Origin of the sequence: Streptomyces sp. CA-146814 (assembly GCF_050942385.1) — a bacterium.
GTDB lineage: Bacteria > Actinomycetota > Actinomycetes > Streptomycetales > Streptomycetaceae > Streptomyces.
In genome coordinates this window covers 6,925,640-6,948,057 of the sequence record NZ_CP192068.1, presented here as the reverse complement: position 1 = coordinate 6,948,057, position 22,418 = coordinate 6,925,640, and the positions used below count along the sequence as shown (strand labels likewise).

General features: G+C 72.9%; 20 protein-coding genes and 1 pseudogene. 6 read left to right on the top strand and 15 right to left on the bottom strand.

Annotated elements, in window-relative coordinates:
* Positions 1-18: 18 nt before the first annotated feature.
* A complete protein-coding gene (locus ACQP09_RS30695) occupies positions 19-639 on the bottom strand; it encodes a DUF1796 family putative cysteine peptidase (RefSeq protein ID WP_433405619.1) in 621 nt (206 codons plus the stop codon).
* Positions 640-650: 11 nt separating this feature from the next.
* Positions 651-1,862: a hypothetical protein gene (locus tag ACQP09_RS30690; protein WP_433405616.1), complete on the bottom strand. Its 1,212-nt coding sequence runs from the start codon at positions 1,860-1,862 to the stop codon at positions 651-653.
* Positions 1,863-2,315: 453 nt separating this feature from the next.
* On the opposite strand from ACQP09_RS30690, the gene ACQP09_RS30685 reads away from it, so the two are divergent.
* The 3 genes from ACQP09_RS30685 (at position 2,316) to ACQP09_RS30675 (ending at position 7,931) form a co-directional block, all read left to right on the top strand.
* On the top strand, positions 2,316-3,164 hold the full coding sequence (locus ACQP09_RS30685; RefSeq protein ID WP_433405613.1) for a hypothetical protein: 849 nt from the start codon (positions 2,316-2,318) through the stop codon (positions 3,162-3,164).
* Positions 3,165-3,222: 58 nt separating this feature from the next.
* Entirely contained in the window at positions 3,223-5,379 is a 2,157-nt protein-coding gene (locus ACQP09_RS30680) for a bifunctional serine/threonine-protein kinase/ABC transporter substrate-binding protein (RefSeq protein ID WP_433405612.1), read from the top strand.
* A 185-nt stretch (positions 5,380-5,564) separates the two neighbouring features.
* Positions 5,565-7,931, top strand: a complete 2,367-nt coding sequence (locus ACQP09_RS30675; protein WP_433405609.1) for a discoidin domain-containing protein — start codon at positions 5,565-5,567, stop codon at positions 7,929-7,931.
* A gap of 66 nt (positions 7,932-7,997) precedes the next feature.
* Here the strand turns inward: ACQP09_RS30675 and ACQP09_RS30670 are convergent, their stop codons facing one another.
* The 5 genes from ACQP09_RS30670 to ACQP09_RS30650 are packed head-to-tail and all read right to left on the bottom strand — an operon-like array spanning position 7,998 to position 12,903.
* On the bottom strand, positions 7,998-9,248 hold the full coding sequence (locus ACQP09_RS30670; protein WP_433405607.1) for an ABC transporter substrate-binding protein: 1,251 nt from the start codon (positions 9,246-9,248) through the stop codon (positions 7,998-8,000).
* Positions 9,245-10,429, bottom strand: coding sequence for a branched-chain amino acid ABC transporter permease (locus tag ACQP09_RS30665; RefSeq protein WP_433405604.1), 1,185 nt, complete (start codon positions 10,427-10,429; stop codon positions 9,245-9,247). Before ACQP09_RS30665 ends, ACQP09_RS30670 begins: the two co-directional genes overlap by 4 nt.
* Positions 10,422-11,312: a branched-chain amino acid ABC transporter permease gene (locus tag ACQP09_RS30660; RefSeq protein ID WP_388081908.1), complete on the bottom strand. Its 891-nt coding sequence runs from the start codon at positions 11,310-11,312 to the stop codon at positions 10,422-10,424. The genes ACQP09_RS30665 and ACQP09_RS30660 overlap by 8 nt, the downstream gene beginning before the upstream one ends.
* A complete protein-coding gene (locus tag ACQP09_RS30655; RefSeq protein WP_433405601.1) occupies positions 11,309-12,109 on the bottom strand; it encodes an ABC transporter ATP-binding protein in 801 nt (266 codons plus the stop codon). Before ACQP09_RS30655 ends, ACQP09_RS30660 begins: the two co-directional genes overlap by 4 nt.
* Entirely contained in the window at positions 12,106-12,903 is a 798-nt protein-coding gene (locus ACQP09_RS30650; protein ID WP_433405599.1) for an ABC transporter ATP-binding protein, read from the bottom strand. Before ACQP09_RS30650 ends, ACQP09_RS30655 begins: the two co-directional genes overlap by 4 nt.
* A gap of 414 nt (positions 12,904-13,317) precedes the next feature.
* Here ACQP09_RS30650 and ACQP09_RS30645 point away from each other — a divergent pair.
* A pseudogene (locus tag ACQP09_RS30645) lies at positions 13,318-13,629 on the top strand (helix-turn-helix domain-containing protein); the annotation flags it as partial.
* An 83-nt stretch (positions 13,630-13,712) separates the two neighbouring features.
* Here ACQP09_RS30645 and ACQP09_RS30640 read toward each other — a convergent pair.
* Positions 13,713-14,828, bottom strand: a complete 1,116-nt coding sequence (locus tag ACQP09_RS30640; protein ID WP_433406815.1) for a glycerate kinase — start codon at positions 14,826-14,828, stop codon at positions 13,713-13,715.
* A gap of 141 nt (positions 14,829-14,969) precedes the next feature.
* Here ACQP09_RS30640 and ACQP09_RS30635 point away from each other — a divergent pair, with 141 nt between their 5' ends.
* Positions 14,970-15,467 (top strand): NUDIX domain-containing protein, encoded by a 498-nt coding sequence (locus ACQP09_RS30635; RefSeq protein WP_433405596.1) that lies wholly within the window; start codon positions 14,970-14,972, stop codon positions 15,465-15,467.
* A 116-nt stretch (positions 15,468-15,583) separates the two neighbouring features.
* On the opposite strand, the gene ACQP09_RS30630 is transcribed toward ACQP09_RS30635, so the two are convergent.
* A complete protein-coding gene (locus tag ACQP09_RS30630; RefSeq protein WP_433405593.1) occupies positions 15,584-15,784 on the bottom strand; it encodes a DUF2191 domain-containing protein in 201 nt (66 codons plus the stop codon).
* Positions 15,785-15,816: 32 nt separating this feature from the next.
* Positions 15,817-16,224, bottom strand: a complete 408-nt coding sequence (locus tag ACQP09_RS30625; protein ID WP_433405591.1) for a (2Fe-2S) ferredoxin domain-containing protein — start codon at positions 16,222-16,224, stop codon at positions 15,817-15,819.
* 380 nt (positions 16,225-16,604) lie between these two features.
* Between ACQP09_RS30625 and ACQP09_RS30620 the strand changes: the two genes are divergently transcribed.
* Complete coding sequence (locus tag ACQP09_RS30620) at positions 16,605-17,189, top strand: TMEM165/GDT1 family protein (protein WP_433405589.1); 585 nt, start codon at positions 16,605-16,607, stop codon at positions 17,187-17,189.
* 60 nt (positions 17,190-17,249) lie between these two features.
* On the opposite strand, the gene ACQP09_RS30615 is transcribed toward ACQP09_RS30620, so the two are convergent.
* From ACQP09_RS30615 to ACQP09_RS30595, 5 genes are all read right to left on the bottom strand, one after another.
* On the bottom strand, positions 17,250-17,756 hold the full coding sequence (locus tag ACQP09_RS30615) for a methylated-DNA--[protein]-cysteine S-methyltransferase (RefSeq protein WP_433405586.1): 507 nt from the start codon (positions 17,754-17,756) through the stop codon (positions 17,250-17,252).
* 15 nt (positions 17,757-17,771) lie between these two features.
* Positions 17,772-19,244, bottom strand: a complete 1,473-nt coding sequence (locus ACQP09_RS30610; protein WP_433405583.1) for an AlkA N-terminal domain-containing protein — start codon at positions 19,242-19,244, stop codon at positions 17,772-17,774.
* Between the two features lie 87 nt (positions 19,245-19,331).
* Complete coding sequence (locus tag ACQP09_RS30605; protein WP_433405581.1) at positions 19,332-19,868, bottom strand: O-acetyl-ADP-ribose deacetylase; 537 nt, start codon at positions 19,866-19,868, stop codon at positions 19,332-19,334.
* A 90-nt stretch (positions 19,869-19,958) separates the two neighbouring features.
* Entirely contained in the window at positions 19,959-21,374 is a 1,416-nt protein-coding gene (locus ACQP09_RS30600) for a phytoene desaturase family protein (protein WP_433405579.1), read from the bottom strand.
* A gap of 133 nt (positions 21,375-21,507) precedes the next feature.
* Positions 21,508-22,353, bottom strand: a complete 846-nt coding sequence (locus ACQP09_RS30595; protein WP_433405577.1) for an inositol monophosphatase family protein — start codon at positions 22,351-22,353, stop codon at positions 21,508-21,510.
* Positions 22,354-22,418: the final 65 nt, after the last annotated feature.

The window sequence follows — 22,418 nt, the reverse complement described above, 5'->3', positions numbered from 1 at the left end:
TCCTCCGGAAGGAGCGGGTCAGGGTGCGGAAGCCCTGGGGATGTCCAGGGCGGCGAGGGCGGTGTCCCAGGCCGTGTCGTCGCCCTCCCAGCGGCCGGGCCGCGCGGCGACGGTGGACCAGGTGATCCCGGGCGGGAGTGCGGCGGTGGTCTCCGGTGGCGTACGGCGCAGCCAGAGCAGGTCGCCGTCGTGGTCCGGGTAGCGGGAGCGCAGGAGGTCGTGCAGGGCGGCCAGGTCGTCGGCGCCGCTCTCGTCGAACGCGTCGTGGTGCACGTACAGGACCCGGGAGCGGGAGGCCGTCAGCGTCCGCCAGCGGTCGGCGAGGTATGCGAACTTCTCCCGGACCCGCGGATACTGCTCGGCAACGATGTCAGGGGTCAGCGGGGTGCCCTCGGGGGCGTGGAAGTCGTGGAAGAAGCGGATGTTCGAGCCCCGGTCCCGTACGCAGAGGCCGTTGCTGAACGGCTCGCACAGGCCGGGCCGCAGGACATTGGCGAAGTCGGCCGCGATGGTCTCCCGTACGGCGACGAGGTCGAGGTCGAGCCAGTCGAAGAAGTGGGCCCGGTCCTGGCCGGTGATGCGGCGGAGCTGGTAGGTGGACTCGCAGTGGTAGCCGAGGCCGACGCAGACGTCGTACATGGCGGACGCCGTCAGGCGCCGGTGCGCCGCAGCAGGACGCCGACGCTGCCGCGTTTGCCGAGGTAGGCGCGGCCGCCGCAGACCGTCTCCAGCGCGGGCGCGACGAGTCGGGTCTCGTCCGCCTTCTCCCAGTGCGGGGTGCTCGCGAGCCACGGGGTCAGCCGGGTGGCGAGGGTCTCGGGTTCGAGGGCGACGAAGACCAGGTCGGCCGGGAGCCGGTCGAGCAGGGCGAGGTCCTGGCCGTAGTAGAGCATCTCGATCAGGAGGTAGGCCGCTCCGGGCAGCCCCTGGCCGGCGGCCAGCTCCTCCAGCGAATCGGGCCGGACCCGGGCGGTGTCCGCGACCCGCTCGGTCAGGCGCCGGCGGAAGGCGGCGTTCGGTTCGGTCGCGTGGACGGTGAAGCCCTTGTCGGCGAGCCGGGTGGTGAGCGCCCCTTCGCAGGCACCGGCCTCGACCAGGGGGCCGCTGCCGGGCGGACAGTGCCCGGCGATCCACGCCACGGTGGCGTCCAGCCGCTCGGCCTCGTACGCGGAGGCGGCGAACTCCCACGGGTCGGCCACCGTGGCCGCGTCCTCGTCGAGGCTGGCCAGCAGCGCGAACAGTCGCTCACGCTCCTCCGCCGGTCCGGCTTCGAAGAACCGCTCGGTGGCATGGACGCGCCCGGTCTGTACGACGTACTCGGCGGACCCGGTACGCAGCAGGTGGCCGCAGTTCCGGTTGACGAAGCCGAGCTTGGCTCCCACTTCCTCCCGGTCCAGCGGCCGGTCCACGTCACTGATGAACTGGAGGTACGGCGAGTGGCCGACGGCGTGCAGGACGGCCGGCCCGCCCGGAGCGACGGCAGCGGCGGCGTCCCGGCCGAGGCGGCCTCTGCTGCGCCGGGTGTCGGCGGGCGAGTGGGTCCAGAGCCGGGCCTCGGCGCCTCGGGCCGCGGCCTCGATCAGTGCGGCCAGCGCCTCCGGTCCTGGCGATGCGGCGCTCTCGTCGACGGGCCGGACGTGCCGGGCGACGGCGGCGAGGCGCTCGGTGAGCGGCAGGTCCGCCGGGAGCACCAGGTGTTCGGCGGTGTCGCCGAACAGGACGTGGACCTCGCGGCTCCGCTCCTGCCGGTCGGCGGGCGCGGAGTCGGCGGGCCCGGAGTCGGCGGGTCCGGAGTCGGCGAGCACGGAGAGGAAGTCGAGTACGGCGTCCTCGGCCCTGAGTACGGCCACGATGTCGATCAAGGGATGGATCTCCTCAGCGGGACGCGGGCAAGCAGCGGATACGCGGACCTGAACGGAACGGGCCGCACCTCGGCGGCCCCTCGTCCGGAGTCGAGCCAACCACCTCCACTTCAGGTGGTCCAGACCAATTTTCCGCCGAACACGGAACCCGTACACGGTGGTTACGAGGCGTCCGACGCCCCGATACCGCCCCTGCCGTACGGGACCGCCGTCCGCGCCGTACGGGCCCCCGGTCCACGCGCCAGCACCTGATTTCAGCCACCGGCCCACGCGCCTACCACGCCCCGTCCGCCCGCACCAGAGGCGAACCCCTCCCGGTGGCTGAGAAGTTCCGGCAGGAGGATGAGTACGGGGTGGCCGTCAAACCGGCGCGCCGGGCTTCTAGAATCACCTCGCATCCGACGCTCCGACGACCCGGTCGGAGACGCGGAGCAGGGGGACGACGGGGGTCCGATGATGGCGAAGCACAGGTTCGACGCGGTACGTGCGGTGGCGGTCGCGGCGGCGGGCGTACTGCTCGCGGGCTGCGGAAACGCGGGCTCGAAGGCCGGGGACGACCCGGATCCGAAGCCCTCCGCCTCGGCGCGGCAGGCCGGCGGGTCCACGGAGCCCTCCGGGTCGCCGGAGCCGGAGAAGCCGCAGGAGTCCGAGGAGCCGGGCGCGCTGCCGAGCGCGTACGACTTCACGCCCGCGCCGGAGCGGGTCCCGAAGACAGCGGCGGAGGCTCGCAGGCTGACGCGTAACGCCGCGCTCGGAGAGGCCGACTGGACGGCGGGCATGGTGCGCGGGACGCCGTACGAGACCGCCGGGACCTGGACCGTACTGTCCGATTCCTGTGTCTGGAGCCGGAGCGCGCTGCCCGACGGCGTGCTGGACTCCTTCACCCGGCGGCTCGACGTCCCGGCGCAGGACGGCAAGGGGCGGGTGAAGGGGTCGGTGACCGTGACCGTGCACAAGACCGTCGAAGGTGCCGACCGGGAGATCAAGGACACGGTGCAGGAGAGCTTCCGGTGCCCTGCGCAGGAGTTGGGCGGCGGGCAGCAGCTGAGCGGGCTGATGTCGCTGCAGTTCGACCAGAAGGACGTGCGCAACGCGGACGCCTCGCTCTTCGAGGCGGGCAAGTACACCGGTCCCGGTTCGGACGGCACGCAGGACTACGTGTGGTCCAAGTCCCGGATCGGTTCGGTGACGACGGCCGTCTCGGTCAAGGGCGCCAAGGGGTACGAGACCACCGATCTGCTGCGGATCGCGGCCGAGGGCGGCGCCAAGGTGCTGTACCGGGTCGAGCTGGAACTGAAGTAGGTCCGGAGCGCCTCCGGACGGACGACGACACGATCACGACGCAGGGACGTAACCGCTGATGGAACCGCTCCGCTCCACCGACCCGGCGCGCATCGCCGGGTACCGCGTCCTCGGCCGGCTCGGTGCCGGGGGCATGGGTGTGGTCCTGCTGGGGCGGTCGCCCGGCGGTGCGCTGGTAGCCATCAAGCTGATCCGGGCCGAGTACGCGGACGACGCCGGGTTCCGCACCCGGTTCCGGCGCGAGGTGGCGATCGCCCGGCAGGTGCGCAACCGGTGGGCGGTGCCGGTGGTGGACGCCGATACGGAGGCGGCCGCGCCGTGGCTGGCCACCGAGTTCGTGCCGGGTCCGCCGCTGAGCGAGGCGGTGGGCGGTGGTGCTCCGCTGCCGGAGCGCAGTGTGCGGGCGCTCGGCTCGATGCTGGCGGAGGCGCTGGAGGCCGTCCACGGCGCGGGGCTCGTCCACCGGGACGTGAAACCCGGCAACGTTCTGCTGGGTCTCGACGGGCCCCGGCTGATCGACTTCGGGATCGCGCGGGCCCTGGACGACACGGTCCTCACGGCGACGGACGCCATCGTCGGATCGCCCGGCTTCCTCTCTCCGGAGCAGGCGCAGGGCCGGCGGATCGGTCCGGCGAGCGACGTCTTCTCGCTGGGCTGTGTGCTGGTGTACGCGGCGACCGGCGGGCGGCCGTTCGGCAGCGGCCCGGTCGAGGCGATGCTCTTCCGTACGGTGCACGACCCGGCGGACCTCCACCACCTGCCGCCGGGGCTGGGGCAGGTGGTGGAGGCGTGCCTGTCGAAGGAGCCGGAGGGGCGGCCGACGGCCGGGGACATCCGGCGCGCGTTCGCCGAGGACGCCTCGGGCGGCAGCTGGCTGCCCGGTCCGGTGACCCACCTCATCGCCGAGCGCTCGGCGAGGATGCTGGCCCTGCCCGACATCGAGGCGACCAGCCTGGACGCCGGTGCCACGGTGGAGACCGGCGCCGCGGGCCGGGACACCACCGCCGTGCCTGCCGCTCCCGGGCGCCGGCGGTTCCTCGCGTACGTCACCGGCGGCGCGGTCCTCGCGGCGGCGGGCGGGACCACCGCCTGGCTGGCCACGGCGTTCGGCGGCGAGAAGGACCCGGGCGGGAAGGGGGACGGCGACAAGGCGGCCGCCCGGCCCGAGCTGCGTATCGGGCTGCAGGCCGACCTCAGCGGTCCGTCGGCGGCCACCGGCAAGGGCCAGGAGCGGGCGGCGCTGCTTGCGGTCGAGGAGCACAACGCCCGCGAGGACGCGTCGTTCACGCTGCGCCTGGTGGTGGCCGACGACGGCGGCGCGGAGGAGAAGGCCACGGCGGCCGTACGGCGGTTCGCCGAGGATCCGCTGCTGGTGGCGGCGATCGGGGCGACCGGCGCGGACGCGGCGCGCGAGGCGCTGGTGGCGTACGACGAGGCGGCGCTGCCGCTGCTCAGCGTGGTGGACGGCGACACCCGGAACCTGAACCGGGTCTTCCTCTGCGCCCGGCCGCGCAACGACATGCAGATGCTGCCGGTGGCGCAGTTCCTGGGCGCGTACGGGATCGACACGGTGGCGCTGGTGGACGACGGGACCGAGTACGGCCGCCAGACCACCCGGTTCCTGGACGCGGGGCTGCGGGGCAACGGGCGGACGGTCCTCGCGGAGACGGTCCGGGAAGGCACGGCCGATCTGGACGCCGAGGCGGAGCGGATCGTGGCGAAGAAGCCGGGGGCGGTGGTGTACGGGGGCGGGTGGCGGGATGCGGGGCGGTTCGCTCGGGCGCTGACGAAGGCGGGGTTCCTCGGGCCGAAGATCGGCACCCAGGCCGTGCACGATCCCCGGTTCCTGGCGGAGGCGGGCGAGGACGCGGCGGGGTGGTTGGTCGTGTCGACGGCCGCCGACCCCGCCTCCGTACCCTCGGTGCATCCGTTCGCCGCCGCGTACCGCAAGCGCTTCGACAGCGCACCGCCGCTGCTGGCCGCCGAGGCGTACGACGCGGTCGGGCTGATCGCGGCCTGTGCGGAGGGGATGGGCCGGGAGCGTGTGACGCGGCAGGACATGCTGCCGGTGCTGCGGTCGACGCGGTACAAGGGCGTGTCCAAGAGCTATGCGTTCGAGGCCGCCAACGGGATGTACACCGGCACCGGGGTCTTCATCTACCGCGTGGAGCGGGGTCGTTTCCGGTACATCGGGATGGACGGGCGTGAGGTCTGATCAAGTCGGCTGATTTCACGGACTTTTGAGGTCTTGCCCGGTGTGACAGCCCGCCACATCCCGTTCTGAGTCGCTAATTTGAGCTTCCAGGACAATATTTTGCGCAGCGGCATAGACGTCCTTGCGGGGTCTCTCCTAGCCTCAGGGCGTCCGCAGAGCCCCCGAGCCGCAAGGACGGACCTCCCGTGACCCCTCCCCCACCACCTCCACGCCCCGGCCGCATCCTGCGGCGCTCCCTCTCCGCCTCCCTGGCGCTGGCCCTCACCGCGCTGGCCGCCGCCACCTCGATCGTCGTGGCCGGTGCGCCGCCCGCCGCTGCCGCCGCCGTCCCCGCACCCTCGCCGCTGAACGTGCCCGGCCGCGGGGCGACCGTCCCGTTCAAGGAGCACGAGGCCGAGTACGCCGCGACCAACGGCACGCTCATCGGCCCGAACCGGCTCTACGGCTCACTGCCCTCGGAGGCCTCGGGCCGCCAGGCCGTGACGCTCGACGCGGTCGGTGAGTACGTGGAGTTCACGCTCACCGCACCGGCCAACGCCATGACCTTCCGCTACTCGCTGCCGGACAACGCCGCCGGGACGGGCCGGGACGCCGCGATCGACGTGCGGGTCAACGGAACACAGCTCAAGAGCGTGCCGGTGACCTCGAAGTACGGCTGGTACTACGGGGGTTACCCGTTCAACAACAACCCCGGCGACACCAACCCGCACCACTTCTACGACGAGACCCGGACCATGTTCGGCTCCACCCTGCCGACCGGCGCCAAGGTCCGCCTCCAGGTCTCCTCCACCGCCCAGTCCCCCACCTTCACCATCGACCTGGCCGACTTCGAGCAGGTCGCCGCGCCGATCGGCAGGCCTTCCGGAGCGCTGGACGTGGTGAGCGACTTCGGCGCCGACCCGACCGGCGCGGCGGACGCGACGGCGAAGATCCAGGCGGCGGTGGACGCGGGCCGCACGCAGGGCCGGGAGGTGTACATCCCGCAGGGCACGTTCAAGGTCCAGGACCACATCATCGTCGACAAGGTGACCTTGCGCGGCGCGGGGCCCTGGTACAGCGTGCTGACCGGCCGGCATCCCACGGAGCGCCACAAGGCCGTCGGCGTCTACGGCAAGTACGCGTCCCAGGGCGGCAGTTCGAACGTCACGCTCAAGGACTTCGCGATCATCGGCGACATCCGCGAGCGGATCGACGACGACCAGGTGAACGCCATCGGCGGTTCGCTCTCGGACTCGGTCGTCGACAACCTCTGGCTCCAGCACACCAAGTGCGGCGCCTGGCTGACCGGCCCGATGAACAACTTCACCATGAAGAACACCCGGATCCTGGACCAGACGGCCGACGGGGTGAACTTCCACTACGGCGTCACCAACTCCACCGTCACCAACACCTTCGTCCGCAACAGCGGTGACGACGGCCTCGCCATGTGGGCGGAGAACATCCCGAACGTGAACAACAAGTTCACGTTCAACACCGTCATCCTGCCGATCCTGGCGAACAACATCGTGACGTACGGCGGCAAGGACATCACGATCTCCGACAACGTCATGTCGGACACCATCACCAACGGCGGCGGCCTGCACATCGCCAACCGCTACCCCGGGGTCAACTCCGTTCGTGGAACCGCTGTCTCAGGTACGCACACCGCCGCCCGCAACACGCTCATCCGGACCGGGAACAACGACTTCAACTGGCAGTTCGGCGTCGGAGCCGTCTGGTTCAGCGGACTCAACGAACCGATCCAGGGCGCGACGGTCAACGTCACCGACACCGAGATCCTGGACAGCTCCTACGCGGCGATCCACCTCATCGAAGGCGCGAGCAACGGGCTGAACTTCAACCGGGTGAGGATCGACGGGGCGGGGACCTACGCGCTCCAGATCCAGTCGCCGGGCCGGGCCACGTTCACCGATGTCGTCGCCACGAACATCGCGCAGTCCAACCCGATCCACAACTGTGTCGGCGCGGGCTTCCAGATCACCCGGGGCTCCGGCAACTCCGGCTGGTACGCCGATCCGCCCGCCTGCACGGGCGTCTGGCCGCCTCCGGTGTGGACCAACGGCGGAGTGCCGGGCGGCGGCGGACCCGGCGGCCCGACCGACCCGCCGGGCCCGACCGACCCGCCGGAGGAGACCGGCAACCTCGCGCAGGGCCGTGCGGTGACGGCGAGCAGCCACGTCGACGTCTACGGCGCCGGAAACGCGGTGGACGGCAACCCGAACACGTACTGGGAGAGCCGCAACAACGCCTTCCCGCAGACGCTCACGGTCGACCTGGGCTCGGCGAAAGCCGTGAAGCGGGTGGTGCTGAAGCTGCCTCCGGCAGCCGCCTGGGCCACGCGCTCCCAGACCCTCAGCGTGCTGGGGTCCACCGACAACTCCACGTACAACACCCTCAAGGCGTCGGCGGGTTACACCTTCAACCCGTCCAGCGGGAACACCGCCACGGTCACCCTGCCGGGGACCTCGGCCCGCTATCTGCGGCTGGCGTTCACCGGCAACACCGGCTGGCCGGCCGCGCAGCTCTCGGAGGTGGAGGCGTACACGAGCTGAGCGGCCGTACGGGATCGGGCCCGGCCGCATCCCTCGCGGCCGGGCCCGACTCACCTACTCAACGCGTCACTTCACCGTGAACGACTTCGCCGCCTCGGAGACCGACGCCGGGCTGATGACCTTCAGGCCGCCGGGGACCGTGGCGTCCGGCTTCATGATGACGCTCTCCCGGGTGGACGGCGCCGCCGGGTCGGAGAAGTCGTGCGTGACGCCGAACTCCGTTCCGTACCCCTTGATCGTGAGCAGCGCCTTGTCCACGCCCTCGCGGGTGAGGTCCTTGTCGTCGCACGCCTTGTCCAGCGCCTCGCCGAAGATGGAGGCGGCCGTCCAGCCCGCGACGACGCCGTTGTCGAGGACGTCGTTCGGGTACTGCGCGGCGTACTCCTTCGCCAGCAGCGACGGGCCGTCACCGGGGTCGCCGATGGGGAGCGTGGAGGAGGCGATGTAGTAGTCCTTCAGCAGGGCCGGACCCGCCTGGGTCTTCAACAGCTGGGGGGCGTAGGCGGAGTTGTTGCCGACGACCGGGACGTTGAAGCCGGTGGCGGCCGCGACGCCGACGAGCGAGGCCGCCTGGCGCGGACCGGCGCTGACGACGACGGCCTTCACTCCGGCCTGCTTGAGGGCGGCGACCTGGGCCGTCATGTCGTTGTCGGTCGGCTTGATCTTCTGTTCGACGACGGTCAACCCGGCTTCCTTCGCGGCGTGCTTGGAGCCGGTGAGCGCGTTCTCGCCGTAGTCGCCCTCGAAGTAGACGTGGCCGATCTTGTCGCCCTCGGCGATCCGCTTCTCCTTGAGCAGGTGGTCGATCAGGTTGATGGTCTCGACGTCGTACGTGGCGCCGACGACGCGGATGTACGGCGAGCCGAGCAGGTTGGCCGACCAGGCCTGCGGCAGCACAAGTCCCTTGTCCTTGCCGTCGATCCGCTGCTCGACGGCGGCGACGAACGGCGAGCCGATGAACTGCGCGAAGCCGAGCACCTTCGGTTCCAGCTCGGTGTATCCGGCGATGGCCTTCTGCGGGTCGTAGCCGTGGTCGCGTACGGTCAGTTCGATCTTCCGGTCGCAGATGCCGCCCTTGGCGTTGATCTGCTTCACCCACAGCTGCTGGGCCTGGGTGACGCTCTTGCCGAGCGAGGCGTACACGCCGGTCATGTCGGTGAGGACACCGAGCGAGATCGTCGAGGAGGAGACTCCGGGCCCGGTCTTGATCCCGCTCTCGTCCTGCCCGTCGCCCTTTCCTTCGGTCGCCTTGCCGCTGCACCCGACGAGGGTGACGGCGAGGGCCGCGACCACGGCCGTGAGCGCTCTGAGTTTCATTTCTTCTCCCCTGATTTCTTCGGACGCGTGAAGCGACGCGGGCGCCCGGCGCCGGGGCGCGGGCGTGCGAGGCCGAGGCGGGCGAGGCCGCCGGGCAGGAACAGGACCACCGCGACCACCGCGGCGCCGTACAGGTAGCGGGACGCCTCACCGGGTGCCAGGCCGCCCGTACCGGGGGCGGAGACCAGCGGGAGGGAGTCGCTGTAGTGCGTGAGCACCTGCGGGAGCAGGGAGACGAAGAAGGCGCCGACGACGGCTCCCGCGACGCTGCCGAGCCCGCCGATGACGATCATGGCGAGGTATTCGAGCGACAGGATCATGCCGAAGTACTCGGGCACGGTCCGCTGGAAGACCAGTGCGAGCAGGACGCCGGCGAGGCCCGCGTACATCGACGACAGGACGAAGACGCCGGCCCGGTAGCGCGCCACCGGTACGCCCATCACGCCTGCCGCGATCCGGTGGTCGCGGATGGCGTTCATCGCCCGGCCCGGCCTGCCCCGCAGGATGCCGCGGGCGAACAGGGCGCTGAGCAGCAAAGCGGCCAGGCCCGCGTACCAGAGCTTCTCCGAGGAGCCGAACGGCACTGCGGCGATGACGAGTTCACTGTCGTCGAAGGTGAACCCGAAGAGGGAGAGCGGCGGTACCTCCCGGCCGTTGTAACCACCGGTCAGGGAGCCCGCGTTGAACAGGACGTGCTGCCCGATGAAGATCAGCGCGAGGGTCGCGATGCCTAGGTACGCACCGCGCAGCCGTCCGGCGATCGGACTGAACAGCCCTCCGGCAGCTCCGGTCAGCGCCACGGCGAGGATCGCGGCCAGCCAGGTGGGCAGCCCGAGCCCGGTCAGGGTGTGGCCGTTCTCGGTGCTGGACTCGCCCGCCAGGATGCAGTAGCCGTACGCGCCGACGGCGAGGAAGAAGGCGTGCCCCATGGAGAGTTGGCCGGTGGCGCCGGTGAGCATGTTGAGCCCGATGGCACCGATCGCCGCCGCCATCGCGAACAGTCCGGCCTGGAGCCAGAAGCGGTCCAGGTAGAACGGAAGAGCGAGGAGCAGGACGGAGGCGATGAGGACGGCATACGTACGGGGCCGGCGCAGCCGGTCGGTGAGGCTCGGAGCGCCAACAGGCTCGGGGGTGGGCGTGGTTGCCGCCTCGGGCGCGGCCTCGGCGGTGGTGTCAGACACGGGCCAGCTCCTTCGTGCCGAAGAGTCCGGCCGGCCGGATGAGCAGGACCGCGACCATCACCAGATAGGGCGCCAGATCGCCGATGCCCCGGCCGAGGAAGGAGAGGTCGCTCTGGTAGCCGGTGGCGAGCGACTCGGTGACGCCGACGATGAGTCCGCCGGCCAACGCCCCGGTGGTGGAGTCGAGTCCGCCGAGGATCGCCGCGGGGAACGCCTTGAGCGCGGCGAGCGAGGTGGCGCGTTCCAGGCCGGGGGTCGGGAAGACGGTGAGGAAGAGCGCGGCGACGGCGGCGAGCGCTCCGGCGACGGCCCAGGCGGCGAGCGAGACCCTGCCGAGCTTGATGCCCATGAGGGCGGCGGTCTGCGGGTTCTCGGCGGCGGCCCGCATCGACACGCCCCACGAGGTGTAGCGGAAGGCCAGCAGGAACACGGTGATGAGGAGCCCGGCGGCGAGGAACGCGGCGATCCTGGTCTGGGCGAGGGTGATCCCGCCGATCTGGACGACCTCGTTGCCCCACGGGTCGCCGAGTGCGAGGACGTCCGTGCCCATGCGGCGGGTGAGTTCGGTGATGAGGAGGATGTCGACGCCGATGGTGACGATGGCCAGGACGCTGTGGTCGCTGCCCCGGTAGCGGCGCATCACGAAGAACTCGATGGCCGCGCCGACGGTCGCCGCTCCGGCAATGCCGACGAGCAGCGCGGGCCAGAACCCGATGTCGTCGTGGAGGACGGCGGTGACGTAACCGCCCGCCAACAGCAGGGAAGCATGGGCGAAGTTGACGACCTCGGTGGCCTTGAAGATGACGACGAAGCCGAGCGCGATCAGTGCGTAGACCGAACCGATCGACAGGCCGCCGAGGAGGAGTTCGATGAACGTGGTCATTCCGGTGCTCCCAAGTAGGCCTGGACGACGGCCGGGTCGTTCTGGACCTCGGCGGGGGTGCCGCCCGCGATCCTGCGTCCGAAGTCGAGTACGGTCACCGCGTCCGCCAGCCGCATCACGACGCCCATGTCGTGCTCGACCAGCACGATGGAGATGCCGAGGCTGTCGCGTACGTCGGCGACGACGGCCGCGGTACGGCGGCGTTCGTCGGCGGTCATTCCGGCGATCGGCTCGTCCAGGAGCAGGACCCGCGGCTCCATGCAGAGCGCGCGGCCGAGCTCGACGAGCTTCTGCTGCCCGTACGGGAGTGAGCCCGCCGGGCGTTCCAACGCCGCCTCCAGGCCGATGAACGCGGCGATCTCGCGGACCCGGTCGAGGTGGCGCCGCTCCTCGCGGGCGGCGGACGGCAGCCGGAGGCCGGTGGCGAGGAAGCCGGAGCGGGTGAGCCGGTGGCGGCCGAGCAGCAGGCTGTCGGCGACGGTGGCGTGCGGCGGGAGCGCGATGTTCTGGAAGGTACGGGCGACGCCGAGCGCGGCGATGGCGTGCGGCGCGAGTCCGGTGAGCTCGGTGGTGCCGAGATGGACGGTGCCGGCGGAGGCGCGGTAGACGCCGGAGAGGACGTTGAAGCAGGTGGACTTGCCCGCGCCGTTGGGGCCGATGACGGCGTGCACGCTGCCGGGCTCCACGGTGAAGGAGACGGCGTCGAGAGCGGTGAGGCCGGCGAAGCGTACGGTCACGTCGGTGACGGTGAGCGCGGCCGTGGTGGTGCCGGTCGCGGGTGCCGGTGCGGTCGTCACGCGGACCACCTGCTCAAGGTGCGCCGGTTGCGGGAGGCCACGTCGGCGTCGGCTGCGGCCTCCTCGTCGACCACGCCGAGATAGCGGCGGCGCACCTCGTCGGAGGCGGCCAGTTCACCGGCGGGCCCGTGCAGGGCGACCTCGCCGACATCGAGGACGTACGCCGTCGAGGCCAGGCGCAGCGCGATGGCCGCGTTCTGCTCGACGAGCATGACGGAGGTGCCGCTCGCGTTGATCTCCTGCACGGTCTCCGCGATCCGGGCCGCCATCAGCGGGGCGAGGCCGAGCGAGGGCTCGTCCAGCAGGAGCAGCCGGGGCCCGGCCATCAGGGCGCGGCCCATCGCCAGCATCTGCTGCTCGCCGCCGGAGAGCAGCCCGGCCCGCTGGTGCGCGCGGTCGGAGAGGACCGGGAACAGCGCGTGGACGCGGGCCAGCGCGGCGTTCGTCTGCTTGCGCCCGCCGCGCGCGCCGAGGGCGCCCGCGCGCAGGTTGTCGGCCACCGTCATCCGGGCGAAGACCTGCCGGCCCTCCGGTACCTGGACCACACCCGCGGCCACCACCTGGGCGGGCCGCAGCCCCTCCAGGGGACGGCCGTCGAACCGGATGGTGCCGGTGCCCGTACCGCGGTGGAAGCCGAGGGTCCGCGATACGGCCCGCAGCAGCGTGGTCTTGCCCGCGCCGTTGCCGCCGAGTACGGCGGTGATCGCGCCGTCCGGCACATCGACGGAGATGTCGCGCAGAGCGCGGACCGGGCCGTAGCCGACGGACAGTGCGCGGATCTCTAGCGTTGCCATGCGTCCTCCTCCTTCCGCCTTCTCATGTCGTGCTGGTCTGTGGGGGTGTGGCTTCGTGTGGTGCCACAGACCAGCACCGGGCGGGGCGCGCGTCCACGGCGCGGGGCGGAGTCGATGCGGGCGACCAGCGATCGGAGGGCCTCGTTGTGCACGCGCACAGAGGCGGCGGCGGGCGGGGTCCGGTCCGTGCGGCCGGTGGCATCCTCATCGGTCACCGGCGGGACCGGCCCGGACGGCCGCCTCCGCGGCGGTGTCCCGTCGGATGTCCCGGCAGCGGGCGAGGGGCGCCGGTCGCCGGTCCGGCGGACGGAGGCGGGGATGCGGCGGGAGACGCGGGCCGGGGAGCGGGCGCCGGCGGAGGTGCGGTCCTCGGCCGGGGCGCTGGAGGCGCGGGAGACCGTGGCGCCGGAGGACCGGTGGCCGGCGGCCCTGGTGGCGGCCGCGCCGGAGCTGTCCGCGCGGCTGGTCGCGGAGGTGTTCGGCCCGCTGCTGGCGCTGGCCCCGGCGGAACGGGCCCTGTTGGTCGGGACGTTGGAGGCGTGGCTGGAGTGCGGAGGCTCGGTGGGGCGGGCGGCGGTTCGGCTGCGGTGCCACCGGAACACGGTGTTCAACCGGCTGCGCCGCCTGGAACGCCTCACCTCACGGTCGCTGTCGCACCCGCGCGGACTGGTCGAGACGGTGCTGGCGCTGGACGCGCTGCGGCTGTCGGCGGCGGGGCGGGGGTGAGGGGCGGCCGGAGCGGGAGGGAGAAGGGCTGGTCGTACGTTGCGTACGACCAGCCCTGTCCGGCGGCCGGCCGAGAAGGCTGATCAGCTCAGGAAGTCCCGCGCGATCGACTCGGCCGCCCGCTCCAGCAGCGGACCGGCCTCGGCCATCGAGCGTGCCGGGTCCGGTTCCAGGTCGGCCAGGGCGTAGGCGCGCGCGATGCCCGCCCCGCTCAGGGCCTCTTGGGAGAGCGCGAGGCGGCCGCAGACCGCGACGACCTCGATCCCGGCATCCCGGGCGGCCGCGGCGACTCCGGCCGGGGCCTTGCCATGCAAGGTCTGCTCGTCGAGCGAGCCCTCGCCGGTGATGACCAGCGTGGCGCGGGCGAGCGCGGGGGCGAAGCCGAGGACGTCGAGCATGACCTCGATGCCCGGCCGGAAGCGGGCACCGAGGGCGACGAGCGCCCCGTAGCCGATACCGCCCGCGGCTCCGGCGCCGGGCAGGGCCGCCGTCTCCGGCCCCAGGACGGAGGCGTAATGGCTCAGGGCCGCGTCGAGGACCGCGATGTCCTCCTCGCTCGCGCCCTTCTGCCGCCCGTACACCTCGGGTGCGCCCTTGGGCCCGGTCAGCGGGTTGTCCACGTCGCTGGCCAGGACCAGGTCCACGTCCTTCAGCCGCGGGTCGAGCCCGGACAGATCGGCCTCGGCCAGCTCGGCCAGTGCCCCGCCGCCGGGGCCGACGGGCTTGCCGTCCGCGTCCAGGAAGCGGGCCCCGAGCGCGGCGAGCATGCCCGCGCCGCCGTCCGTGGTGGCGCTGCCGCCGACCCCGAACACGATGGTCGTCGCACCGGCGTCCAGCGCGGCCCCCAGCAGTTCGCCGGAGCCGTACGTGGTGGCCGTGAGCGGGGCGAACACCCCGTCGGGCAGGTGCTGGAGGCCCGAGGCCTCGGCCATCTCCACCACGGCGGTGGACTCGCGCAGCGCGTACGCCGCCGTCACCGGGTCCCCGAGAGGCCCGGTCACCCGCGCCTCACGCCGCTCGAACCCGGCGGCCACCGCCGCCGCGACCGTGCCGTCGCCGCCGTCCGCGACGGGCAGGGTCTCCACCCGTACGCCGGGGACGACGCGCCGCAGCCCGGCCGTCACCCGCTCCGCGACCTGTACGGCCGTGAGCGAGCCCTTGAACTTGTCCGCCGCGACGAGCACGCGGGCGGTCTCCACATCTGCTCCGTCCGTCACCTTGCATCCCTTGCCTTCGAACAGAGTCGCGCCGCCCCGACCCTATCCGCATGCCCCCTGATCTGCCCATGGCCGTCCGGAACGGCCGGCCCGGCCCGCCCCTCCCTCACTACGCTGACGCCCATGACGACTACCGATGCCGACTACGCCACGTACATCGCCGGGCTGCCCAAGATCCTGGCCGGAGCCGCGTGCCTCTTCCGGGACGCCGAAGGCCGGGTCCTGCTCGTCGAGCCGAACTACCGCGAGGGGTGGGCGCTGCCCGGCGGGACGATCGAGTCGGAGACGGGCGAGGGCCCCCGGCAGGGCGCCCGGCGCGAGACGGTGGAGGAGGTCGGGCTCGACATCGCCCCGGGTCGGCTGCTCGCCGTGGACTGGGTGCGCGGCCCCGGCCGGCCGCCGATCATGGCGTACCTGTACGACGGCGGCGTGCTCGGCCCGGAGCAGCTCGCGGCGATCCGGCTCCAGGAGGAGGAGCTGCTCTCCTGGAAGCTGGTCGCTCCGGCCGACCTGGGCGACTACCTGCTCGGACGGCTGGAGGGCCGGGTGCGGGCGGCCCTGGGCGCGCTGGAGTCCGGCGGCGGCACGGTGGAACTGGAGGACGGAGAGCCGGTGGCGTAGGCGGGCGCCGTACCTGCTGGAGGCCGGGGCACAGGCGGGAGGGGTACCTGTTGGAGGCCGGGTAAGGGCAGGAGGCAGGGGCCCCGCTCAGCCTCGGGCTCCACGCCCGGAGACCGTCAGCCCTGCTGGGCCTGCGGCTTGGGCTCCACGTCCCGTACCGACTCCTCGCGCTCGGCGGCCAGCGCCTCGGTGCGGTGGCCCCGGGCGATGTAGTCGCGCACCACGAGCTCCACGGCGTCCTGCGGGCTGCCCACGCCCGCGAGGACCATGACTTCGACGACGAGTTCGACGTCCAGACTGACGCTCACCTTGGCCATGGCCGGACCCTACAGCGCAGGGCCGCGCCCCACTACGGCGTCTCCAGCCCCGCCCGGACCCGGCGCGAGGGCTGGAACACGTACAGGTCGAGGATGTCCGGCGCGTCCGCGAGTCCCGGGCCGCCGGCCGTCGCCCAGGTGATGACGTCCTGCTCCGCGTGGTCGTCGTTGACCAGGCCCAGCCAGACCGGTCGGCCTCCGGCGCGGCGACCGTCGGCGGAGGGCTGGACGACGATCACGTTGCCCTGCTCACAGGCGTCCAGGCACTCGACGGCCCGCACGGTGGCGGCGCCTTCCAGACCGGAGCGGAGCCGGGCCAGCTGAGCGGCGTGGTCGACGCCCGGGATCTTCTCCGTGCCGCAGCAGCAGCCACGGCAGACGCTCACGGTGGGCCGGGAGGCTCCTTGGGCGGGCACGTCCTTGCGGGGGCGGCGGCTCATACGGGCACTTCCGGTCGGCGGGAGAGGGAAAGGGGTAGAGGACGACCACCGCTGGTCACCGGTGATCACCGTGACTCTACCGAGGCGATGCCGTCTCGAACACCCGCGCTCCTTCTGAGGCCGATGGGGTATCGTTGACGGCTGCGAAGGGGAGTAGCCCCGCAAACCGGTCGTCGACACACTGGAGCCCTCGGGTTCCCGGTGGCCGGGCTCGTGAGACCTGGACAGGGTTTCTCACGGGCGGGCGAGACCTTCGGTCCTGTATGACACGTCCACGCCCTGTGGGCGCTGCCGTCATGCCGGGCCGAGTGGTCCTCCGAAAAGCCCGAGCGGCGCTTCGCGAAGATCCGGGGCCCGGCTCGCACAGAAAGCCACCCGGAATGCACCTCGACCCTCTGGCGATCATCACCGCCTTCGGGCTGATCTTCCTCGCGGAGCTCCCCGACAAGACGATGTTCGCTTCGCTGGCCATGGGCACGCGGATGCGCCCGCTCTACGTGTGGTTCGGCACGTCGTCCGCGTTCATCGTGCATGTCGCCATCGCCGTGGGCGCGGGCAGCCTGATCGGGCTGCTGCCCGACTGGACCGTCAAGCTCGTCTCGGCCTCGCTCTTCGCGTTCGGCGCGTTCATCCTGCTGCGCGGCAGCGGCGGGGACGACGATGACGAGGCCGAGGTGAGGACCGTGACCGGCTTCTGGCCGGTCTACTCGACCGCGTTCATGGCGGTCTTCATCAGCGAGTGGGGCGACCTCACCCAGATCACCACCGCCAACCTGGCCGCGAGCAACGGCACCTGGTCCACCGCGATCGGTTCGGCCGCCGCCCTGATGTCCGTGTCGGCCCTGGCGCTGCTCGCGGGGAAGTTCATCGCCAAGCGCGTACCGCTGAAGACCGTGCAGCGCATCGGCGGCATCTGCATGCTGGGCCTGGCGATCTGGACGGCGGTGGAGATCTTCACGGGCTGAGCGGTATGAGGACGGAGGGCTGGGGCGCACCGACGGTGCGCCCCAGCCCTCTTTTTCTGCTCAGAACAGCGCCTGCACCCCGTCCCGTACGCCTCCGCCCTCGAACGCCAGCAGCCGCTGCTTGCGGTCCAGGCCGCCGCCGTATCCGGTGAGGCTGCCGGAGGCTCCGATGACCCGGTGGCACGGCACGATGATGCCGACCGGGTTCTTGCCGTTGGCCAGGCCGACCGCCCTCGACGCGCCCGGCCTGCCGAGCTCCTCGGCCAGTTCGCCGTACGTACGCGTCTCGCCGTACGGGATCTTCCGCAGCTCCGCCCAGACGCTCCGCTGGAACGGGGTGCCGTGCAGGTCGAGCGGGAGGTCGAAGGCGGTGAGGTCGCCGGCGAAGTACGCCGTGAGCTGGCGGATCACCTCCGGGAAGGGTTCCGGGTCGGGGACGCCGAAGGTCTCCTCGGGCGGGCGGTGGCGCTGGTCGGTCATGTAGAGGGCCGAGAGGACGCCGTCGGTGGCGACCAGGGTCAGCGGGCCGTAGAGGCTGTCGACGACCGTGTGCTGCTTGGCAGGCATGGGGAGCTTCCTCCGTCAGGCGGGCAGGTGGTTGATGGGGTGGTCGTCCACGGTCCAGAGGTACTGGACGGCGTACGCGCGCCACGGGCGCCAGTCGGCGGCCCGTGCGGTGAGGGCGGCCGGGGTGGCCGGGAGGCCGAGGCGTTCGGCGGCGCGGCGGATGCCGAGGTCGGTCGGGAGGAAGGCGTCGGGGTCGCCGAGCGCCCGCATGGCGATGGCCTCGACCGTCCAGGGGCCGAATCCGGGGAGTGCGGAGAGTTCGGTGCGGGCTCGCTCCCAGTCGGTGTCGGTGCCCAGGCGGAGCGTTCCGTCGGCGAGGGCGGCGACCAGGGTGGTGAGCGTGGTGCGGCGGGTGCGGGGCAGGGCCAGGGTCTCGGGGTCGAGCCCGGCCAGCGCCTCCGGGGTCGGGAAGAGGTGGGTGAGCCCGCCTTCGGGGTCGTCGACGGGCACGCCGTGCGCGGTGACCAGGCGGGCCGCGTGGGTGCGGGCGGCGGCGGTGGAGACCTGCTGGCCGAGGACCGCGCGTACGGCGAACTCGGCGCCGTCCACCGTACGCGGCACCCGGCGGCCGGGTCCGGCCTCCACCAGCGGCGCGAGCAGCGGGTCGGTGCGCAGCCGGTCGTCAACGGCGACCGGGTCCGCGTCCAGGTCCAGGAGCCAGCGGCACCGGCTGATCGCCTGCGTGAGGTCGCGGGGGTCGGTGAGGAAGAGCCGGGCGGCGATGTGGCCGGGCTGCGGGGTGAGGGCGACGATGCCGTGGCCGTACGGGAGGGTCAGCGTGCGGCGGTAGGCGCCGTCCCGCCACTCCTCGGTGCCGGGGACGGCGGTCGCGGCGAGGTGGCCGAAGAGGTTGCTGGGGTTGAGCGGGGTCCGGTACGGGAGGCGGAGCGCGATCACGCCGGGGGTGGCGGGGGCGAGAGGGGCGCGGGCGGCGCGGGTGCGGAGTTCGCCGGGGGCCAGGGCGAAGACCTCGCGGACGGTCTCGTTGAAGGTCCGGATCGAGGAGAACCCGGCGGCGAACGCCACCTCCGCCAGCGGCAGGGTGGTGGTCTCGATGAGGAGGCGGGCGGTCTGGGCGCGCTGGGCGCGGGCCAGGGCCAGCGGTCCGGCGCCGAGTTCGGCCAGCAGCTGGCGTTCGATCTGGCGGGCGGAGTAGCCGAGGCGGGCGGCGAGGCCGGTGACGCCCTCGCGGTCGACGACGCCGTCCCGGATGAGCCGCATGGCGCGGGCCACCGAGTCGGCGCGGGCGTTCCACTCGGGGGAACCGGGGCTGGTGTCGGGGCGGCACCGTTTGCAGGCCCGGAATCCGGCCTGCTGGCAGGCGGCGGCACTCGGGTAGAAGGTCATGTTGCGGACCTTGGGCGGCACGACGGGGCAGCTGGGGCGGCAGTAGATCCGGGTGGTGAGGACCGCGGTGAAGAACCAGCCGTCGAAGCGGGCGTCCTTGGACTGGACGGCCCGCACGCAACGCTCGGTGTCGGTGTGCATGGTTCCAGGATGGGTCACCGGTCAGCGGCCTGGCTGGCGGAAATCCGACATGGGCCTCGGGGCTGCCGGTCCGGCGGACCGCGGGGTTCAGCCGCGCATCGCGAGGACTTCCTCGAACTCCACGTACGCGTGCGCGTCGAAGAGCACGAACCGCACCTCCTCGACCGGGGCCCGGGTCTCCGCGAGCACCGTACGCACCGCGATCCGCGCGCCGTCGTCCATCGGCCAGCCGTAGATACCCGTCGAGATCGCCGGGAACGCCACGGTTCTGGCCCCCAACTCCGCTGCCAGACACAGCGATTCGCGGTAACAGGAGGCGAGCAGCGCGGAGCGGTCCTGGGCTCCGGAGAAGACCGGGCCGACCGTGTGGATCACCCAGCGGGCGGCCAGGCGTCCGGCGGTGGTGGCGACGGCCCGGCCGGTGGCGAGGCCCTTGCCGTACTGCGAGGCGCGCAGCTCCCGGCAGGCGGCGAGGATCTCGGGGCCGCCACGCCGGTGGATGGCGCCGTCGACCCCGCCGCCGCCGAGGAGCGAGGAGTTCGCGGCGTTGACGATGACGTCGACGGACTGGTCGGTGATGTCACCGCGGACCAGGCGGACCGCGGGGGTGACGGAGGTGCTCATGCGGACATCATGCCGCGCTCCGCGCGCCCGCGCCGCCCGCTCGGGCGGACCGGGCCCCGCGACGGCACCGCACCGCTCCCGGCGGCTGAATCAGGAGGCGCGCAGCTGACGCCATACGGCCTTGGCGGCATGGTGGCCGGACATGCCGTGCACACCGGGGCCGGGCGGAGTGGCCGATGAGCAGAGGAAGACCGCCGGGTGGGCGGTGGCGTACGGGACGCGGGCGAGCTTGGGGCGGATGAGGGTCTGGAGGCCGGCGAAGGCTCCGCAGGCGATGTCGCCGCCGACGTAATTGGCGTTGCGGGCGGCGATTTCGGGCGGGCCGGAGACCGCACGGGCGAGCACCAGATCGCGGAACCCGGGGGCGAACCGCTCCAGTTGGCGCTCGATGACGCCGGTGGCGTCGCCCTCCCAGCCGGCCGGGACGTGTCCGTACACCCAGAAGACGTGGCGCCCTTCGGGGGCGCGGGAAGGGTCGGTGAGGCTGGGCTGGGCGGTGATGAGGAAGGGGACGCTCGGGTCGCGGCCCTCGACGGCGGCCTTGAGCGCGGTGTCGATGGTGCCGGCGTCGGGGCCGAGGTGGACGGTGCCGGCGCGGCGGGCGGCCTCGGCGGTCCAGGGGACGGGGCCGGAGAGCGCGTAGTCGATCTTGAAGGCGGAGGCGCCGTAGCGGTAGTGGCTGTAGGCGGAGCCGAGGCCGGCGATGCGGGCGAGCGCGGAGGGTGAGGTGTCGAAGATGTAGGCGCGGGCGGGCGGGAGTTCGTCGAGTCGCTTGACCTCGCTGCCGGTGCGGATGGTGCCGCCCTGTTCGCGGAGGTAGGAGGCGAGGGCGTCCGCGATGGCCTGCGAGCCGCCGCGCGGGACGGGCCAGCCGTTCTCGTGGGCGGCGAGCGCGAAGACGAGGGCGATCGCGGAGGTGGCGAAGCCGCTGGTGGGCGCTATGGCGTGGGCGGCGAGCCCGGCGAAGAGGCCGCGCGCCTTCTCGCCCCGGAAGCGCCGGGCGACCCAGGTGGCGGGCTGGAGGCCGAGCAGACCGAAGCGGGCCAGCCGGTACGGGTCGCGGGGCAGGCCGTCCCAGGGGGTGCGCAGGAAGTCGGCGGCCAGGGTGTCCCAGCGGCCGGTGAAGGGGGCGACGAGGCGGCGGTAGGCACCCGCGTCGGCGGGCCCGAGCGTCATCGCGCTCTCGCCGACGGAGCGGGTGAGCGCGGCGGCGGTGCCGTCGGGGAAGGGGTGGGCGAGGTCGACCTCGGGGTGCAGCCACTCAAGACCGTGCCGGGCCAGCGGCATGGCCCGGAAGGCGGGCGAGCCGATGCCGAGCGGGTGCACGGCGGAGCAGGGGTCGTGCCGGAACCCCGGCAGCGTCAGCTCCTCGGTGCGGGCCCCGCCGCCGATGGTGTCGTGCGCCTCGTGGACCTCCACGGCGAAGCCCCTGCGGGCCAGTTCGGCGGCGGCGGTCAGCCCGTTGGGCCCGGCCCCCACGACGACCGCATCGAGCATCGAGGTCACCTTGGGACTCCTTCGTCGGCCGGCAGGCGGAACCCCAGGGTATTCGGGCGCACCGACAGCGCGGACGCGGGGACCCCGGGGGCCCGGCCGGGACACGGGCCGGCCGGACCGCCCGGGGCGCGCCCGGGGCGGGTCAGCCGCCCGTCCGCAGCGCCGTCAGGACCCGCTGCGCGGTGGCCTCGTCGCGGGCCGCCGTGAACGGCAGGTCGTTGCCGCCAGCGATCCGGTACGGGGCGCCGGACAGGGTCGCCTGGGCGCCGCCGGCCTCGGTGACCAGGAGGAGGCCCGCCGCGTGGTCCCAGGCGAGCTCCCAGTTGAAGGCCACGGCGTCCTGCGCGCCGCGCGCGACGGCCAGGTATTCGAGCCCGGCCGAGCCGCAGGGGCGCGGCGCGATGCCTTCGGTGCGCAGGCCGAGCAGGGCCCGCTTCTGTGCCTCGGTGGTGTAGTCGGGGTGCGACATCGCCACGTTCAGTACGGCGCCGGGCGCCGGCGAGCCGGACCGTATCGGCGCGCCGTTCAGCGTGGCGCCCCGGCCGCGTACGGCGACGGCCATCTCGCCGAGGACCGGTGCGTACGTCCAGGAGGCGTGGACCTCGCCGTGCAGCGCCAGGGCGACCAGGGTGCAGAACCCGGCCTCGCCCCGGACGAACTGGCGGGTGCCGTCGACCGGGTCGACGATCCAGACGGGCGCGTCGCCGCCGAGGGCCTCGTAGACCGCCGGGTCGGCGTGGACGGCCTCCTCGCCGACGACGACCGAGCCGGGCAGCAGCTTGGTGAGCGCGGCGGTGAGGTGCTCCTCGGCCAGCCGGTCGGCGGCGGTGACCAGATCGTGCGGGCCGCTCTTCTCGACGATCTCGTGCGCGGCGAGCTTCCGGTGGCGCGGCATGATCTCGGCCGCGGCCGCGGCGCGCACGGCCGCCTCGACCTCGGGCGGCGGTCCGGTCAGCCCGGCGGTCCCGTACAGGAAGTCATCGATCATGACTCCAGCTAAGCACGGCCCGCCGGGACCCTTCCGACCGGAGCGTCACCGAGACGTCCCCGCAC

Coding starts and splice junctions, on each gene's coding strand:
- ACQP09_RS30695 (WP_433405619.1), bottom strand. CDS start 639: ATGTACGACGTCTGCGTCGGCCTCGGCTACCACTGCGAGTCCACCTAC.
- ACQP09_RS30685 (WP_433405613.1), top strand. CDS start 2,316: ATGATGGCGAAGCACAGGTTCGACGCGGTACGTGCGGTGGCGGTCGCG.
- ACQP09_RS30680 (WP_433405612.1), top strand. CDS start 3,223: ATGGAACCGCTCCGCTCCACCGACCCGGCGCGCATCGCCGGGTACCGC.
- ACQP09_RS30670 (WP_433405607.1), bottom strand. CDS start 9,248: ATGAAACTCAGAGCGCTCACGGCCGTGGTCGCGGCCCTCGCCGTCACC.
- ACQP09_RS30660 (WP_388081908.1), bottom strand. CDS start 11,312: ATGACCACGTTCATCGAACTCCTCCTCGGCGGCCTGTCGATCGGTTCG.
- ACQP09_RS30650 (WP_433405599.1), bottom strand. CDS start 12,903: ATGGCAACGCTAGAGATCCGCGCACTGTCCGTCGGCTACGGCCCGGTC.
- ACQP09_RS30635 (WP_433405596.1), top strand. CDS start 14,970: ATGACGACTACCGATGCCGACTACGCCACGTACATCGCCGGGCTGCCC.
- ACQP09_RS30630 (WP_433405593.1), bottom strand. CDS start 15,784: ATGGCCAAGGTGAGCGTCAGTCTGGACGTCGAACTCGTCGTCGAAGTC.
- ACQP09_RS30625 (WP_433405591.1), bottom strand. CDS start 16,224: ATGAGCCGCCGCCCCCGCAAGGACGTGCCCGCCCAAGGAGCCTCCCGG.
- ACQP09_RS30620 (WP_433405589.1), top strand. CDS start 16,605: ATGCACCTCGACCCTCTGGCGATCATCACCGCCTTCGGGCTGATCTTC.
- ACQP09_RS30615 (WP_433405586.1), bottom strand. CDS start 17,756: ATGCCTGCCAAGCAGCACACGGTCGTCGACAGCCTCTACGGCCCGCTG.
- ACQP09_RS30610 (WP_433405583.1), bottom strand. CDS start 19,244: ATGCACACCGACACCGAGCGTTGCGTGCGGGCCGTCCAGTCCAAGGAC.
- ACQP09_RS30605 (WP_433405581.1), bottom strand. CDS start 19,868: ATGAGCACCTCCGTCACCCCCGCGGTCCGCCTGGTCCGCGGTGACATC.
- ACQP09_RS30595 (WP_433405577.1), bottom strand. CDS start 22,353: ATGATCGATGACTTCCTGTACGGGACCGCCGGGCTGACCGGACCGCCG.